Here is a 14,167-nt window from a genome sequence, read left to right on the forward strand (position 1 = left end):
CGCCGTCGCCCAGGAACGCCCAGACGTGTTGGTCGGAGGTGTCCTTGATGCCGCGGTCGTGCAGATAGTGGTTGACCCGGGCCTGCGCGATCGCGTTCATCGGACCTAGGCCCATCGACACCGTCGGGAACTGCCAGAAGTCGGGCATGAGGCGAGGGTGGGGGTACGACGGCAGGCCGCCGCCGAGTCCGGCGTGGCTGTGCTCCTGACGGAAGCCGTCGAGCTGCGACTCGGTGAGCCGGCCCTCGAGGAATGCGCGGGCGTAGATGCCCGGGGAGGCATGTCCTTGGATGTAGATCTGGTCGCCGCCGCCGGGGTGCTCCTGGCCGCGGAAGAAGTGGTTGAAACCGACTTCGTAGAGCGATGCCGAGGAGGCGTAGGTGGAGATGTGGCCGCCGACGCCGATTCCGGGTCGCTGGGCGCGGTGCACCATGATCGCGGCGTTCCAGCGGATGAGGCGGCGGAAGTTGCGTTCGAGTTCCTCGTCGCCGGGGAACCACGGCTCGTTCTCGGTGGGAATGGTGTTGACGTAGTCGGTCGAGGTCAGCGACGGGATGGAGACGTGCCGTTCACCGGCCCGTTCAAGGAGGCGGAGCATCAAGTACCGGGCACGGGCGGGGCCGGCGGCGTCGATGAGGCCGTCGAGGGAGCCGATCCACTCCGATGTCTCGTCCGGATCGATGTCGGGCAGGTAGGAGGCCACGCCCTCGCGGATGACCCGGACGCGGTTGGGTGTACTCGACTCGTCAGACACGGTGATCGGTTCCTTACGATTCTGTTGTCGCCGGCGATGGTGGTGCTCGGCCCAATGGTGAGCGAACGCCGGGGGTGAGGCGCCGCCATGCCAAGCCTAGTGTGCGTCGGGGCCGCCCGTGAGGTCACTGGAGCATCGACTCGCACCATCGGCATGCTCGCGGTGCCGCACGGCTACGATTGCCCTATTCGTCGACACGCCTTCGGCGATCGCCAACCCCGATACGGAGAGTCATGACGGACCAGATCACGATCGGCAGCACCACGGAATCCGGGTCGCGGCGCTGGGTCGCCGGGGTCGTCGCGGCGGTCGGTGCCGTCGCCGTCCTCACCGGATGCACTGTTTCCGGCACCCCCAGTGCACCCCCGCAGGCGGTAGCGCAGTACAAGGCCGAGCAGGTGGTCAAGCGGCAGAAGGCCAACGCACAGCAGGTGTGCCTGACCATCCCGGTGACAATGCGGCAGAGCGTCGACGTCTACAACTCGATGATTCGCGCCTACAACGCGTCGGGCAACCTCGACACCAACCTGGTGAACCAGACACTGGCACGGATCGACCAGGACCTCACGGCGCTGCGCGCTGCCAATGAGAAAGACCTGCCGGCGGACCTGAAGACGCAACTGGGAAAGATGATCACCGCGCGCGAGGCCCAGCGCGCTGCAGTCGCGTCGCGCAACATTTCGTCGATGAACAGCACCGCCCGCGAGATGAACTCCGCGCGTGATCAGTTCACCGCATTGTGCAAGACCTACCTCTGAGTTGGGTTTCAGCTTGCGCTCTGGCGCTAGAGACGGTGGGATAGCAACACGAGTCGTCGAGAGTCCGCTTGACGGCCGTCCTGATTGAGGAGGTCGCGCGTGGTCGCCGCCGATGGTTCCGGTGCGCAGAGGTTGGGCCTGAGCAAAGGGCTGGTCGTCCAGGAGTTGGGATGGGACGACGACACTGATGACGACTTGCGCGCCGCCATCGAGGACATCATCGACGCGGAGATGCTCGACGAGGACGCCGTCGAGGTGATCGACGTCGTCCTGCTGTGGTGGCGCGAAGACGACGGCGATCTCACCGATGCGCTCATCGAGGCGATCGGCCCGCTCGCCGACGACGGGTACCTGTGGGTGCTCTCCCCGAAGACGGGCCGCAGTGGCCATGTGGAGCCCAGCGAGGTCAGCGAGGCGGCTGCGACAACCGGGCTGACGCAGACCAGCGTCACCAACTTGGGGGATTGGACCGCCACGCGGCTGGTCCAGCCCCGTTCGCGCGGCTCGCGCTGACGATGGAAAGCCTCATCGCGGTCGGCGACCGTGCGCCGGATTTCACGCTGTCCGACCAGAACAACCAGCGGGTGAGCCTCGCGGACCTCATCGCAGACCGCCGCGTCCTACTGGTGTTCTTCCCGCTGGCGTTCACCGGCAACTGCGAGGGCGAATTGGCCCTTATCCGCGACCGCCTGCCCGAGTTCGACAACGATGCGCTGACCACTGTCGCGATATCCGTCGGACCGCCCCCCACGCACAAGGTGTGGGCCAGTGCCCAGGGATTCCTGTTCCCGCTGCTCTCAGACTTCTGGCCGCATGGCGCGGTCGCCCAGCAGTACGGCGTGTTCAGTGAGCGGCACGGCTATGCCCTGCGCGGCACGGTGCTCGTCGACCGCGACCGCACAGTGCTGTTCTCCGATGTCGCCGAGGCCGGCGCTCCGCGCGATGAGGGCGTGTGGGCACGCGCCCTCGCCGCTGCCAGCCTTTAGCTACCAGTCGGGGTCCCGTCAGTCGGCCGGTCCGACGGGTTCGTCGCCGCGGAGCGTGACGCGGTGCATCACGCGGCGCTCCGGCAGGTAGTCGCGATTGGCGTAGTGCAGGGTGTTGCGGTTGTCCCACAGCACGATGTCGCCGAGGGTCCAGCGGTGCCGCACGATGTGTTCGGGCTTGGTCAGGTGGGCGTAGAAGATGTCGAGCAATCCGCGGCTCTCCGCGTCGGAGACGCCTTCGATATACGAGGTGAAGCCGGGGTTGACGAAGAGGGCCTTCCTCCCGGTCTCCGGGTGGATACGCACCACCGGGTGGCGAGTGGGGACGAGTGCGGTGACCTGCTTGCCCTCCCACACGTTGCCTACGCCGCCACGGCGCTGACGCAGGTAGTAGCCGAATTCCCGCTCGCCGTCGTGGTAGGCGTACAACTCGTCGGCGACGCCGCGGAGCTGCGGTGACAGCGACTCGTAGGCCAGCTCGCCGTCGGCCCAATTCGTATCGCCGCCGGTGCTCGGCAGCACGATGGGACGCAGCACCGAACCGGCTGGCGGGCGCGGCATGAACGTGACGTCGGTGTGCCACTCGTCGGCGAAGCCGTTGTCGGTGCTGTCGAGGGTGAATACCTCGTCGGGGACATCGCCGCTGTCCCACACCGGGTGTCCGATGGTGGTCTCGCCGAGACGCTGCGCGAGCTGCACGTGCTGTGCGTCGGTGATGTGTTGGTCGCGCAGCACGATCACCTTGAACTCGACGAGCGCCTCGCGAAGGAGCGCGATTTGGCCGTCGTCGGCGGTGGTGACGTCGATGCCTCGCAGTTCGGCACCGAATCGCGGACCCAACCGCACCACATCGAGTTCTCGCCCCGCAGTGATGGTGTCAGTCTGTGCAGTGCCGATTGTGGCGGTCATTTCCTCGTCCTTCCCGTGACCGCTCGCACTGGACGGGGGTCCGGCGAGCCTCCTCCATGTCTACGGGCTCTTCGCCGTCATGCCCATGGTTCGACGCAGGGTGAGCGGAATAGGGGGAATCGGTGCGCGCAGTAGGGATCGAACCTACGACCGCTGGTGTGTAAAACCAGTGCTCTACCGCTGAGCTATACGCGCGTGGCCGCCGACACGGCGGCGGACCCTGGCAAATCTAGCGCGAGGGCCCGTCGGGGTTCAAACGCGCTCAGCCGGTCAGGCCGGGACGCGCCAGCTGGAAGAACTGCCAGATGAGCGCGGTGGCGTTGACGTGGTTGGACGGGCGCAGGGGCGTGGTACCCGAGCCCGGCCACAGGTGGGTGCCGCCTTCGATGCGCACATGACTGACCATTACGCCCGGTTGGCAGGCTAACCAGTCGATACGCGTGGTGGCGTTGGCGATCCGAGACTCGATCGGAGGGGCGCATCCCGCCCGGCGCGCCCAGCCGCCGACTTCGTCGGGGATCGGCGGGAGGACGGAGCCGAACTTCTGCAGGCCCCAGTACGGCACAATCCGGTCCTCGGTCCCGTGGAACTCGATGCGGGAGACGGGACGCGCTTGGGCGCAGCCCTGGTTGGCCTGCGGATAGAACGCGCCGGAGACCATGGCAATCGCGGCGAACTGCCCGGGCAATTGGCAGGCGAGGAGGTTGGCCAGACCGCCGCCGTTGGAGCGCCCGACCGCGAAGATCCGGCCGTTGTCGACGCAGGCGTTGGCGCGGACCGTGCGGATGATCTCGCGGGTGAAGCCGATGTCATCGGCTTTGGGGTCGGAGTACGGCGCACCCTGCCAGGAGCGCGGTCCGGAGGTGCTGCGCATGGCCTGGGGATAGACCAGGATCGCCGGTAGACGCGACAACTGCGTGTAGCGCTCGAAGAACAATGCCGCCTCGCCGCGGCCGTGGTAGGCGATGATCAGCGGGGTCGGCCGTCCCTGGGTGTACCCGGCGGGCAGGCGCACGGTGAAGTTGCGGGTGATCCTGCCGACGTTGACCGACTGGGGGACCGACGCACTCGCGACGTATTCCGGGGCGCCGGCGCACCCGGCGACCGGCGTCGCCACCACCCGGGGCGCGGCCAGCACGTACTGGGCGGCACTGCCGCCGAGCAGCACGATTGCAGCGATCACCCCGGCGGAAAGGGCAAGTCGACGAGAAAGCACGAGGAACAGAATAGGGTGAGACGCAGGGAAATCGCGCATCGCAGAGGTGTCGTGAGACACATGCGCACTCGTGTGACAGGACGGGACCCGGTGGACTGATGGATGCCACGAATACTGATGCGCGCGACGCGATCGCCGCCCTGGTTGAAGAGTGGGCGGCGCTGCGCTCACTCGTCGACGGACTCTCCGACGAGCAGCTCGCTGCGGCGTCTGTGCTGCCCGGCTGGTCCAACGCCGACATCGTCGCCCACGTCATCGGCACCGAAAGCCTGCTCGCCGGCCGACCCGTGCCCGACCACGACGTTGCCGGACGTGACCACATCCGCAATCCGATCGGCGAACTGAACGAGAAGTGGCTCGAGGAGCTGCGCGGCCATGACCGGGCGGCCTTGCTGTCGGGCTTCGATGCGATCACCGCTGAACGCGCCGCCGCGCTGGCCGCGATGTCCGACGAGGAATTGGCTGCTCCGGCGATGACACCGGCGGGCCCGTCGACCTACGGGCGGTTCATGCGGATCCGCGTCTTCGACTGCTGGATCCATGAATTGGACCTGCGCGACGGTCTCGGGCTGGACCCACCGACAACTGCGCGCCCGGCCGCCATCGCCGTCGACGAGGCGTCGGCATCGCTGCCGTACGTGCTGGCCAAGCGGGTCGGGGTGCCGCGCGGGACGACGGTGGTCATCGAACTCGACGGGCTGGTGGAGCGGGCGATCGGCGTGGAAGTCGCCGAGCGCGCGTCACTCGTGCCGGTCGGATCGACGCCTGCCGATGTCGCCCTCGCTGTCGACACCTGCGCGTTCTTCCGGCTGATCGGCGGGCGGCGTGACGCCGATCCGTCGGCCGTCACAGTCACCGGCGACGCCGAGCTGGGCGAACAGATCGCCACACATCTGGCCTACACGATCTGAGGGTCGCGCAGGACAGGTGCTCCGCCGGCGAACGCGCGGGCCCGTTCGCCGTCGAGGATCTGCGCGGGCAGTGGGTCAGATAACAGGGCACGGGTCAGCGCCGCGGTGGCCTCCATGGGTTCGCGGGCCGCGGCGATGACCACATTGCCGGTGCGCCGACCCTTGAGCATGGCGGCGTCGGCGACGACCGCCACGTGGGGGAAGACGTCGGCGATGGTCGCGACCTCGGCGCGCGCGAGGGTCAGGCGACGATCGTCGGCACAGTTGACCAGATAGAGCCCGCCGTCGTCGAGAAGCGCCGCCACGGACTCGGTGAACTCGCGGGTCGTCAGGTGCGCGGGGGCGCGCTCGTCGGCGAACGCGTCGCGGATGACGATGTCGCGAGTGCGCGGGGTGAGCTGTTCGACGACGGCGCGCGCGTCGCCGACGCGGATGCGCAGGGCCGGAGCGCGGGGCAGATCGAACCACTCCCGGGCGTAGGCGGCCAGGGCGGCGTCGATCTCGACGGCGACTTGGCGCGCCCCGGGGAATCGGTGGTCGAGATAGCGGGGCAGGGCACAGGTGGCGGCCCCCAGGTGCAGGGCGCGCGGTGGGCGCGGCGCGGAGGAGAACCGCTCCTCGACGATCAGCGCCATCTGGCGCATGTATTCGAAATCGAGTCGCTCGGGGTGGTCGGGATCGATGTGGCTGCTCTCGGCCCCGTTGATGCACACCAGCCAACCCGAACCCGAGGCAGAGAGTTCGGCAGTCCCGGTGTCGATCGGGTAGACCCCCGGGGCCGGTTCGGTGTTGCGCGGTGCCACGGCGCCAACTCTATTTGGGCTCACTCAATTGGGCTCGCTCCATCGCCGGTCGATACGATCACGGCATGGATACCGCCGCCGGGATCGTCGTCGGGGCACTTGCCGACAGCGCCGTCGGTGACCCCCGTCGGTGGCACCCGGTGGCCGGGTTCGGCCGCTGTGCGGCTGCGCTTGAAGAAGCGATCTACGCGCCGACACGGGCGCGGGGAGCGGTGTTCACGGCGGTGTGCGTAGCAGCGACCGCTCTTGTCGGGGCCGTGCTGTCGCGCTTCGGTGCGCTCGGCGTCGTGATCGCGACGTGGACGGCGCTGGGTGGCCGGTCACTGGCCGCGGTCGGGGAGTCGATGGCCGATGCGCTCGATGCGGGGGACATCGAGGCGGCGCGGGCGCTGGTCCCGAGCCTGTGCGGGCGCGACCCGGCGGCACTCGACGAGGCCGGGATCTGTCGGGCGGCGGTCGAGTCGATCGCTGAGAACACTTCCGACGCGGCGGTGGCCCCGTTGCTCGCCGCGGCCGTCGGCGGGGCGCCAGGCGCCCTGGCCTACCGTGCGGTCAACACGCTCGACGCGATGGTCGGCTACCGCACCGAGCGTCACCGAGAGTTCGGCTGGGCCAGCGCCCGCCTCGACGATGTTGCCAACTACCTGCCCGCCCGGCTGGGCGGTGTCCTGGCGGTGCTGCTCGGTCCGCGGCCCCGCCAGGCCGCACAGGCATGGAAAGCCGATGCGCACCGGCACCCCAGCCCCAACGCGGGCGTCGTCGAGGCGGCGTTCGCCGGTGCGCTGGACCTGACACTCGGCGGACCGACGGCCTATCGCGGTTACACCGAGGACCGCCCGGTCCTCGGCGGTGGAAGGCGGCCCGGTGTGGCAGATGTGCGTGCCGCGGTTCACTTGTCGCGCCGAGTGCGGGCCGGGTCCCTCGTGGTTGCCGTCGTGCTCACCGCTGGTCGGTCGGCGTTCAGCCGCTCCCGTAGCGGTCGGCAAGCTTGCGCTTGACCTCGTCGTCGGCGTCCCCAGCGGTGGGTGCTGCGCCAATCGTGGGCCGCTGCGCTGACCCGCTGCGGATGCCCGCGGCGCGCAGCCGCTCCTTCGTGCCGGCAGGCGCATCGGCCGCATCCGCAGGCCGTCGACGCCGCTGGCGGATCTCGCTGTAGAGGAAATAGGCGACGCCGAGCGGCGCCATGATCCCGAACGCGAGCCACTGCAGGCCGTAGGACAGGTACGGGCCCGACTCCAACTGCGGCAGCGCGATAGGGGACAGCGATCCCGGCTGGTCCGCCGACAACTGCAGGTAGAAGGGCGCCAGAGACGTACCCAGAGCGCGCCCGGCGTCGGCGGGGTCGATGCTGTAGGCGGTCATGGTGTGGCCGATGGGGGCAACGCCCCGTCCAGGACTGGTGCCCTCGCTGGCGCGGATGCGTCCATGGATGGTCACGGTGCCCGCTGGCGGAGGTGCGACCGCTGGGAGATCAGCGGCCTTGGGCGGCCGGACGAATCCCCGGTGCACGAGGAACGCCCCGTGGTCGGTCTCAAACGGCGTGAGCACCTCCACCGCGGGCTGGCCCTCGATGCTGCGCAGGCGCAGCAAGATCTGTTGAGCGGGCCGGTAGCGGCCGGTGAGGACGACTTCTCGCCACTCAGTCTTCGGGTCGAACACCGACGGATCGGCTACGACCTCGCCCAGCGGTACCGGGGCCGTCGCGACCGCGTGGCGGATGAGATCGTTGCGTTCGGTCGTCGATGAGTTCTTCCCGAGCTGCCACGGTGCGAGCACGGAAAAACAAAGTGCCGCGAAGGCGACGACGACCAGGCCCAATGCGATCCAGCCGGGTCGCAGCAGCACGCGTAGCGCCGACATCCTCAGCTCACGACGGTTTCGCCCAGGCGCACCCGGACCCAGTCGAGGATGCCCGGGACCGCGGATTCGATGAGGACGCGAGTCTGGGCGAAGTCGGCTTGGGTGCCGTAGTACGGGTCGGGTACGTCGGTATGGGGGCCGGCCGCCGGGTCGAAGCTGCGCAGCAGGCGCACGCGGTCGCGCAGCTGGCGCTTGCGCTCGAGCATCCGCACGTGCTCGGAGTCCATCGCCAGGACAAGATCGGCGTCGTAGTGCTGCGGGCCGAGATGGGCCGCGACGTGATGGTCGGAATACCCGTGCGCGAGCAACTCGGTGCGGGCGCGGTTGTCGGCCGGGTGGCCCACGTGCCAACCGCTGGTTCCGGCGCTCACCACGTCGACCCGGTCGTCGAGGCCCGCCTGCGCGAGCGCGTGTCGCAGGATGTTCTGTCCCATGGGTGACCGGCAGATGTTGCCGGTGCACACAACACAGATGAGAAGGTTCTCAGTCATCGCACCTCCAGACTACGGGGGGCGGGGTGCGTCCGCTCGGGTCGGTACGCTCGCCGGTATGGATCCGGACCGTCATGGGGATGCCGACGCGTTGCCCGGGATGGTCGATTTCGCCGTCAACGTTGCGCCAGGACCGCCCGATTTTGTTGTCGACGCTGTGGTTGGAGCGATTGGCGGCCTTGCCGCCTACCCGCGCGCCGACGACGAGGAGGCCGCCCGCACGGCCCTCGGACAGCTGCACGGCCGGCCTCCCGAAGAAGTGCTCCTGCTCAACGGTGCGGCCGAGGGCTTCGAACTCGTGGCAGGACTGGGTCGGCGACGCGCCGCCGTCGTCGTCCCCTCATTCACCGAGCCGGTGTCGCTGCTGCGTCGCGCGGGCGTCACGGTCACCGAGGTGGTCGGGTCCGCGCCGTGGCGGCTCGCCGATGTCCACGACGACATTCCCCACGACGCCGACCTCGTCGTGGTGGGCAACCCGACGAACCCGACGTCGGTGCTGCACCCGGCCACCGACGTGCTGGACCTGCGCGCGGATGGGCGCCTGCTCGTCGTCGACGAGGCGTTTGCCGACCTGGCCCCGGGGGAGTCGGTGGCCGATCAAAGCCGCGACGACGTCGTCGTGTTGCGCAGCGTCACCAAGACGTTCGGCCTCGCCGGATTGCGGGCGGGATACCTGCTGGCTGCGCCGCCGGTGATTGCCGAACTCACCCGCAGCCGGCGCAGCTGGCCGGTGGGTTCGCCGGTGCTGGCGGCCCTGCGCGCGTGTGCCGGTCCACTGGGCCGCGCGTACGTGGAGGCAGCAGCGGCACGGGTGGTTGCCGACCGGGCCTACTTGTGCCAGCGGTTGACGGCGGCAGGCCTGCATCTGCCGGTCGAGCCTGCTGCCCCCTTCGTGCTGGTCCGGCACGCCCGCGCATCGCAGATCCGGGTTGCCCTGGCACGGCGCGGGTTCGCGGTGCGCAGTGCCGAGAACTTCACCGGTCTCGGCCCGGAGTACCTGCGTTTCGCGGTTCGCGCGCCCGACGTCGTCGATGATCTATCCCGGGCACTGGAATCAGTGCTGGAGGAGGTGGGCAGTGACTGAGGCAGCGACGCTTGACCGGATAATCAGCCAACTTGAGGAGGCCTATCCACCACGGCTGGCGCAGAGCTGGGACTCGGTTGGGCTGGTCTGCGGAGATACGGGGGAAACGGTCGCACGCGCTCTGGTGTGCGTGGACGTGACCTCGGACGTGGTCGAGGCCGCCGTCGCCGGTGGGTACGGGCTCGTCGTCGCGCACCATCCCTTGCTGCTGCGCGGCGTGGATACCGTGGCGGCGTCGACACCGAAGGGTGCGCTCATCCACCGGCTGATCCGCGGGGGATGTGCGCTCTACACCGCCCACACGAACGCCGACAGTGCGCGCCCAGGGGTGTCCGACGCCCTTGCCGACGCACTGGGTGTGCGTGACACCGCCCCGCTGGAACCCATTCCCACCGAGTTGGACAAATGGGTGGTCATGGTGCCGATCGATTCCGCGGCCCAGGTACGGGACGGGTTGTTCGCCGCGGGTGCCGGTGAGATTGGCGACTACCGGCAGTGTGCGTGGTCGGTGCAGGGCGTCGGCCAGTTCGAGCCGCTGCCCGGGGCCCGCCCGGCGATCGGTTCGATCGGCGGTCTGACCGAGGTCGTCGAAGCACGCATCGAGGTCGTCGCGGCTCGTCGGTTGCGCGCTGGGGTGCTGGCGGCGCTGCGGGCCGCGCACCCATACGAAGAACCGGCCTTCGACATCCTGGAGCTAGCGGACACGCCCGGCACCGGCGGTGCCGACAGCGTCGGGCTGGGTCGGGTCGGCGTGCTGGCCGCCGAGGTCTCGTTGCGCGAGTTCGCCGACTTGGCCGCCGCGCGGTTACCACGTTCTGCCTGGGGCATCCGCGCCGCCGGCGATCCCGACCGTCGGATCCGGCGGGTCGCAGTGTGCGGCGGCGCGGGTGATTCGTTGATCGGCGCCGCTGCGGCTTCGGGGGCCGACGTGTACCTCACCGGCGATCTGCGCCACCACGTCGTCGACGAGGCACTGCGGGCCGGGGGACCGGCCCTCGTCGATGCCGGCCACTGGGCCACCGAGTTCCCGTGGTGCGCGCAGGCGGCGGGAATTCTCGAGTCGCTCGGGGTCCCAACCGATGTCCATGCCGGGCCGACCGATCCGTTCGGATTGCACGCGAGCGCCGAGCGCTAGACTCGCGCACGTGAAGGTCGAGGCAGCGCGGCAGCGGATCATGCTCGAGGTTGCAGAGGTCGACGGGGATCTGGCCAGGGTGCGCCACCAGCGTGCGAATCTGCCCGAGGACCGTGAGCTCGCCGAGATCGCCGAGCGCATTTCCGCGGCGCGCGATGATGCGACCCGCGCGGATATCGCGGCCGAGGACCTCGACCGGGAGGCCGGGCGCCTTGATTCGGAGATCAACGGCATGCGCACGCGCGAGGAGCACGACTCGGAACTGCTGAACCGATCGGGCATGGCGCCCAAGGCGCTCTCGGAATTGCAGCACGAACTCGCCGGTCTGCAGCGGCGTCGCTCAATCGCCGAGGACGAGATGATCGATCTCATGGAGCAGCAGGAGGCCGTTGCGGCCGAGCGCGACCGCGCGCAGGCCACGGTCACCTCGCTCGAGGAGGAATCGCAGGGCGTGCGGGCCCGACGTGATGCCGCGGCTGCCGACCTCGACGAGAAGACCGCAGACCTGCAGCAGCGGCGCGGTGCGATCGTCGCTGACGCGCCAGGCGAGTTGCTGGCGGTGTACGACCGTCAGATTTCCCACGGCAAGCCCGGTGCCGGTCTGCTGCGGCAGCGCCGCTGCGGTGCCTGCCGGATGGAACTCGACCGCGGCACGCTGTCGCAATTGGCCACCCTCGACGAGGACGACGTCGCGCGCTGCGAGGAGTGCGGTGCGCTGCTGATCCGGACCCACGAGTCGGGGCTGTAGCGGTGGGCTCGTCGTCGGCCTCGACGTCGACGCGGCTGGTGCTGCTGCGCCACGGGCAGACGCCTCTATCGGTGGACCGGAGGTATTCCGGGCGCGACGACGTCGCGATGACCGCCGTCGGCCTTGACCAAGCGGCGCGGGTTGCGGGCCGCCTGGCGAACTGGCCGATCTCGGCGATTATCTGTTCGCCGCTGCGGCGCACGCGCGAGACCGCTGCGCCGCTGGCCGCCGCGACTGGACTGCCCGTCACCGTCGACGAGGGACTCATCGAGACCGACTTCGGGCAGTGGGAGGGGCTGACCTTCAGCGAGGCCGCCCGCCGCGACCCCGAGGTGCACCGGGCATGGCTGCGCGATACGACGGTGGCGCCGCCGGGCGGGGAGAGTTTCGCCGACGCCGAGGCGCGCGTAGCGACGGCACGCGAGACCATCGTCGCCGAGCACGCCGGGCAGACCGTCGTCCTGGTCACCCACGTCACGCCGATCAAATCGATGATCCGTGCGGCGATGCGCGTGGGCCCCGAACTGTTGCACGGGCTGCACCTGGACTTGGCATCGGTATCGCTGGTGGAGTACTTCGACGACGGCGGATCGGTGGGCCGACTGGTCAACGACACCTCCCACCTGCGCAGTTACCCGCTCGGATAGTCGTCTGAGCGCCGTCGCCATGTACCCTGAACGGGCGAACGAGTCGGCCAGGCGGCCGCGGCGCGCGGAACGGCCAGGATCTGGTGCGCCGTGCGTCGAGGAAAGTCCGGACTCCACAGAGCAGGGTGGTTGTTAACGGCAACCCGGGGTGACCCGCGGGACAGTGCCACAGAAAACAAACCGCCGGCGCGAGCCGGTAAGGGTGAAACGGTGCGGTAAGAGCGCACCAGCGGCGCGGGTGACCGCGTCGGCTAGGTAAACCCCACCCGGAGCAAGGTCGAAGCCCGCACCACGTGGTGCGGGTGCGCGGGCGTTCGAGGGCTGCTCGCCCGAGCCCGCGGGTGGACCGCTTGAGGCACCCGGCGACGGTGTGTCCAGATGGATGGCTGCCCCCGCATATGCGGGACAGGATCCGGCTTATCGGCCGACTCGTTCGCCTTGCCGGTTTGGGCGTTATCGGCGTTTCACGTCTCTCTTGTCTAGCTGCACGACGGACGTTCCTATTGCCACCGACCGCCGCTGGTGGTTGGCTGTTCTCACGGATTCGCCGCAACGCCGCGTCGTCGTCCGGGTAGGTGGATATTGTGCGTGTTACTCTCGGCCGATTGCTTCGGGCTCGCGCCCAGTCTGATTGGGGTACAGGTGAATAGGACGATCAAGTCTTGTGTCGTGGCGGTTGCCGCCGCACTTGCTGTCATGACCGGGTCGGGGCCCGCCAGCGCCGATCCCGTTTCGGTGAACGAGAGGGTCAGCAAGGCTCTGGTGTTCCTAATATCTGAGTGGACCGGCCAGGTTCAGATCCCATTCGAATCGGGTCCCCAATGGTCGGATGACGTGTCGTTTATGACGACTTGCACCGGTTACATCGTCGACCCGAGTGGTTACATCGCGACCGCGGGACACTGTGCCTACACCGGGGCCGACGATATTAGGACCAATCTCCGCAAAGAAGCCGTGATCGCGCTGGCCAAGACGCAGAATCGCGACGCCGATTGGGCGAACCGTATCTTCCAGCAATCGATCCGGCAGGCCTGGGCGGTGCGAGGTGAGGGCGGCGACGGCGCCAACCCGACTGTCGAGGTGCGTGGCAAGCAGTCGGCCGGGCCCAACCAGGTGATCCGCGACTGGACGACGATGCAGGTCGTCAATGCTCAGTCGACCCGCGACGGCGACAATGCGGTCCTCAAGATGAACGCCAATGTCGGTGCGTTGACCGCGTTGCCGATCGCCAAGGACGCCCCGAAGGTCGGTGAGTCCATCACGAGCGTCGGCTTCCCCGGCCAGGTGAGGCGCGTCAGCGACGACATCACCCTGCCGCAGCCGTCGTTCAAGTCCGGCACCGTGTCATCCCGCCAGCAGAAGGAAGGCGGCATTATGCAGACCGAGGTGTCGGCGACGATCGGCAAGGGCATGTCGGGCGGCCCCACCGTCAACTCGTCTGGCGAGGTCGTGGGGACCAACTCGAACAAGACCATTTCGCAAGAGGAGACCTCGGAGTTTGGCTTCATCACCGACAACGTCGCGCTGCGCTCGTACCTGCAGAGCAACGGGGCGACACTGGTCAGCGTGGAACAGCCGGCCAAGGAGTCGAACGTGTGGGTGTGGCTCGGTCCGCTCCTCGCGCTGATTGCGGTCCTGCTGATTCTGGGTCTGATCCTGGGCCTGCGTCGCAAGCCGAAGGCCAGCCCGGCGCCGTACTACCCGAACGGTACGAACGGGCAGGCGCCGTCGCCGCAGCAGTTCGGTCCGCCGCAGGGTCTGGTGCAGACGCAGCAGCCCGGCCAGTACAGCCCGCCGACAGGGGTGCAGTCACCGGTACCCCCGGCACCCGTGGTGCCGCCGGCGCCTCCCGCACCGCCGACGTT

The 14,167-nt window shown here is 68.9% G+C and carries 15 protein-coding genes, 1 tRNA gene, 1 other RNA gene and 1 pseudogene; 11 read left to right on the forward strand and 7 right to left on the reverse strand.

Going from position 1 to position 14,167, the window contains the following annotated elements:
* Positions 1-754: pseudogene (locus tag B4L26_RS00555) on the reverse strand (pyruvate dehydrogenase (acetyl-transferring), homodimeric type); the annotation flags it as partial.
* A gap of 233 nt (positions 755-987) precedes the next feature.
* Here B4L26_RS00555 and B4L26_RS00560 point away from each other — a divergent pair.
* From B4L26_RS00560 to B4L26_RS00570, 3 genes are all read left to right on the forward strand, one after another.
* Positions 988-1,512 (forward strand): hypothetical protein, encoded by a 525-nt coding sequence (locus B4L26_RS00560; RefSeq protein ID WP_290714532.1) that lies wholly within the window; start codon positions 988-990, stop codon positions 1,510-1,512.
* Positions 1,513-1,611: 99 nt separating this feature from the next.
* Entirely contained in the window at positions 1,612-2,025 is a 414-nt protein-coding gene (locus B4L26_RS00565; RefSeq protein WP_290714536.1) for a DUF3052 domain-containing protein, read from the forward strand.
* 2 nt (positions 2,026-2,027) lie between these two features.
* Entirely contained in the window at positions 2,028-2,498 is a 471-nt protein-coding gene (locus B4L26_RS00570; RefSeq protein WP_290714538.1) for a peroxiredoxin, read from the forward strand.
* A gap of 18 nt (positions 2,499-2,516) precedes the next feature.
* Here the strand turns inward: B4L26_RS00570 and B4L26_RS00575 are convergent, their stop codons facing one another.
* The 3 genes from B4L26_RS00575 to B4L26_RS00585 all read right to left on the reverse strand — a co-directional run bounded on the left by B4L26_RS00575 (position 2,517) and on the right by B4L26_RS00585 (position 4,623).
* Positions 2,517-3,407, reverse strand: coding sequence for a TauD/TfdA dioxygenase family protein (locus B4L26_RS00575; RefSeq protein ID WP_290714541.1), 891 nt, complete (start codon positions 3,405-3,407; stop codon positions 2,517-2,519).
* A 123-nt stretch (positions 3,408-3,530) separates the two neighbouring features.
* Positions 3,531-3,602 (reverse strand) — tRNA-Val (locus B4L26_RS00580).
* 67 nt (positions 3,603-3,669) lie between these two features.
* Positions 3,670-4,623 (reverse strand): alpha/beta hydrolase family esterase, encoded by a 954-nt coding sequence (locus B4L26_RS00585; RefSeq protein ID WP_290714544.1) that lies wholly within the window; start codon positions 4,621-4,623, stop codon positions 3,670-3,672.
* A gap of 98 nt (positions 4,624-4,721) precedes the next feature.
* Between B4L26_RS00585 and B4L26_RS00590 the strand changes: the two genes are divergently transcribed.
* Positions 4,722-5,534, forward strand: a complete 813-nt coding sequence (locus B4L26_RS00590; RefSeq protein ID WP_290714546.1) for a maleylpyruvate isomerase family mycothiol-dependent enzyme — start codon at positions 4,722-4,724, stop codon at positions 5,532-5,534.
* Here B4L26_RS00590 and B4L26_RS00595 read toward each other — a convergent pair.
* The gene (locus B4L26_RS00595; RefSeq protein ID WP_290714548.1) at positions 5,522-6,337 is read right to left on the reverse strand and encodes a spermidine synthase; all 816 of its coding nucleotides are present in this window, start codon (positions 6,335-6,337) and stop codon (positions 5,522-5,524) included. The genes B4L26_RS00590 and B4L26_RS00595 overlap by 13 nt on opposite strands.
* Before the next feature lie 65 nt (positions 6,338-6,402).
* Between B4L26_RS00595 and B4L26_RS00600 the strand changes: the two genes are divergently transcribed.
* Positions 6,403-7,335: a cobalamin biosynthesis protein gene (locus B4L26_RS00600; protein ID WP_290714550.1), complete on the forward strand. Its 933-nt coding sequence runs from the start codon at positions 6,403-6,405 to the stop codon at positions 7,333-7,335.
* Here the strand turns inward: B4L26_RS00600 and B4L26_RS00605 are convergent.
* Both B4L26_RS00605 and B4L26_RS00610 read right to left on the reverse strand, forming a co-directional pair.
* A complete protein-coding gene (locus B4L26_RS00605) occupies positions 7,298-8,197 on the reverse strand; it encodes an SURF1 family protein (protein WP_290714553.1) in 900 nt (299 codons plus the stop codon). The genes B4L26_RS00600 and B4L26_RS00605 overlap by 38 nt on opposite strands.
* A 2-nt stretch (positions 8,198-8,199) precedes the next feature.
* The gene (locus B4L26_RS00610) at positions 8,200-8,688 is read right to left on the reverse strand and encodes a low molecular weight protein-tyrosine-phosphatase (RefSeq protein ID WP_290714556.1); all 489 of its coding nucleotides are present in this window, start codon (positions 8,686-8,688) and stop codon (positions 8,200-8,202) included.
* A 58-nt stretch (positions 8,689-8,746) separates the two neighbouring features.
* On the opposite strand from B4L26_RS00610, the gene cobC reads away from it, so the two are divergent.
* The 6 genes from cobC to B4L26_RS00640 form a co-directional block, all read left to right on the forward strand.
* Positions 8,747-9,772, forward strand: coding sequence for an Rv2231c family pyridoxal phosphate-dependent protein CobC (cobC, locus tag B4L26_RS00615; protein ID WP_290714559.1), 1,026 nt, complete (start codon positions 8,747-8,749; stop codon positions 9,770-9,772).
* Entirely contained in the window at positions 9,765-10,907 is a 1,143-nt protein-coding gene (locus B4L26_RS00620) for a Nif3-like dinuclear metal center hexameric protein (protein ID WP_290714562.1), read from the forward strand. Before cobC ends, B4L26_RS00620 begins: the two co-directional genes overlap by 8 nt.
* A 10-nt stretch (positions 10,908-10,917) precedes the next feature.
* Positions 10,918-11,655 carry a zinc ribbon domain-containing protein gene (locus tag B4L26_RS00625; RefSeq protein WP_290714565.1) on the forward strand — a complete coding sequence of 246 codons (738 nt, stop codon included), beginning with the start codon at positions 10,918-10,920 and terminating at the stop codon, positions 11,653-11,655.
* Positions 11,656-11,657: 2 nt separating this feature from the next.
* Positions 11,658-12,302 (forward strand): histidine phosphatase family protein, encoded by a 645-nt coding sequence (locus B4L26_RS00630; RefSeq protein ID WP_290714568.1) that lies wholly within the window; start codon positions 11,658-11,660, stop codon positions 12,300-12,302.
* Positions 12,303-12,341: 39 nt separating this feature from the next.
* Positions 12,342-12,738: RNase P RNA component class A (rnpB, locus tag B4L26_RS00635), an RNA gene on the forward strand.
* A gap of 152 nt (positions 12,739-12,890) precedes the next feature.
* Positions 12,891-14,167, forward strand: a 1,277-nt coding sequence (locus tag B4L26_RS00640) for a S1 family peptidase (RefSeq protein WP_290714570.1), incomplete at its 3' end; no start/stop codon positions are given.

Source organism: Gordonia sp. UBA7599, from assembly GCA_002477755.1.
Taxonomy (GTDB): domain Bacteria; phylum Actinomycetota; class Actinomycetes; order Mycobacteriales; family Mycobacteriaceae; genus Gordonia.

Bases quoted from the DNA above. Each gene is read 5' to 3' on its own strand.
- B4L26_RS00575 (WP_290714541.1), bottom strand. From the start codon at position 3,407: ATGACCGCCACAATCGGCACTGCACAGACTGACACCATCACTGCGGGG.
- cobC (WP_290714559.1), top strand. From the start codon at position 8,747: ATGGATCCGGACCGTCATGGGGATGCCGACGCGTTGCCCGGGATGGTC.
- B4L26_RS00560 (WP_290714532.1), top strand. From the start codon at position 988: ATGACGGACCAGATCACGATCGGCAGCACCACGGAATCCGGGTCGCGG.
- B4L26_RS00610 (WP_290714556.1), bottom strand. From the start codon at position 8,688: ATGACTGAGAACCTTCTCATCTGTGTTGTGTGCACCGGCAACATCTGC.
- B4L26_RS00600 (WP_290714550.1), top strand. From the start codon at position 6,403: ATGGATACCGCCGCCGGGATCGTCGTCGGGGCACTTGCCGACAGCGCC.
- B4L26_RS00570 (WP_290714538.1), top strand. From the start codon at position 2,028: ATGGAAAGCCTCATCGCGGTCGGCGACCGTGCGCCGGATTTCACGCTG.
- B4L26_RS00590 (WP_290714546.1), top strand. From the start codon at position 4,722: ATGGATGCCACGAATACTGATGCGCGCGACGCGATCGCCGCCCTGGTT.
- B4L26_RS00605 (WP_290714553.1), bottom strand. From the start codon at position 8,197: ATGTCGGCGCTACGCGTGCTGCTGCGACCCGGCTGGATCGCATTGGGC.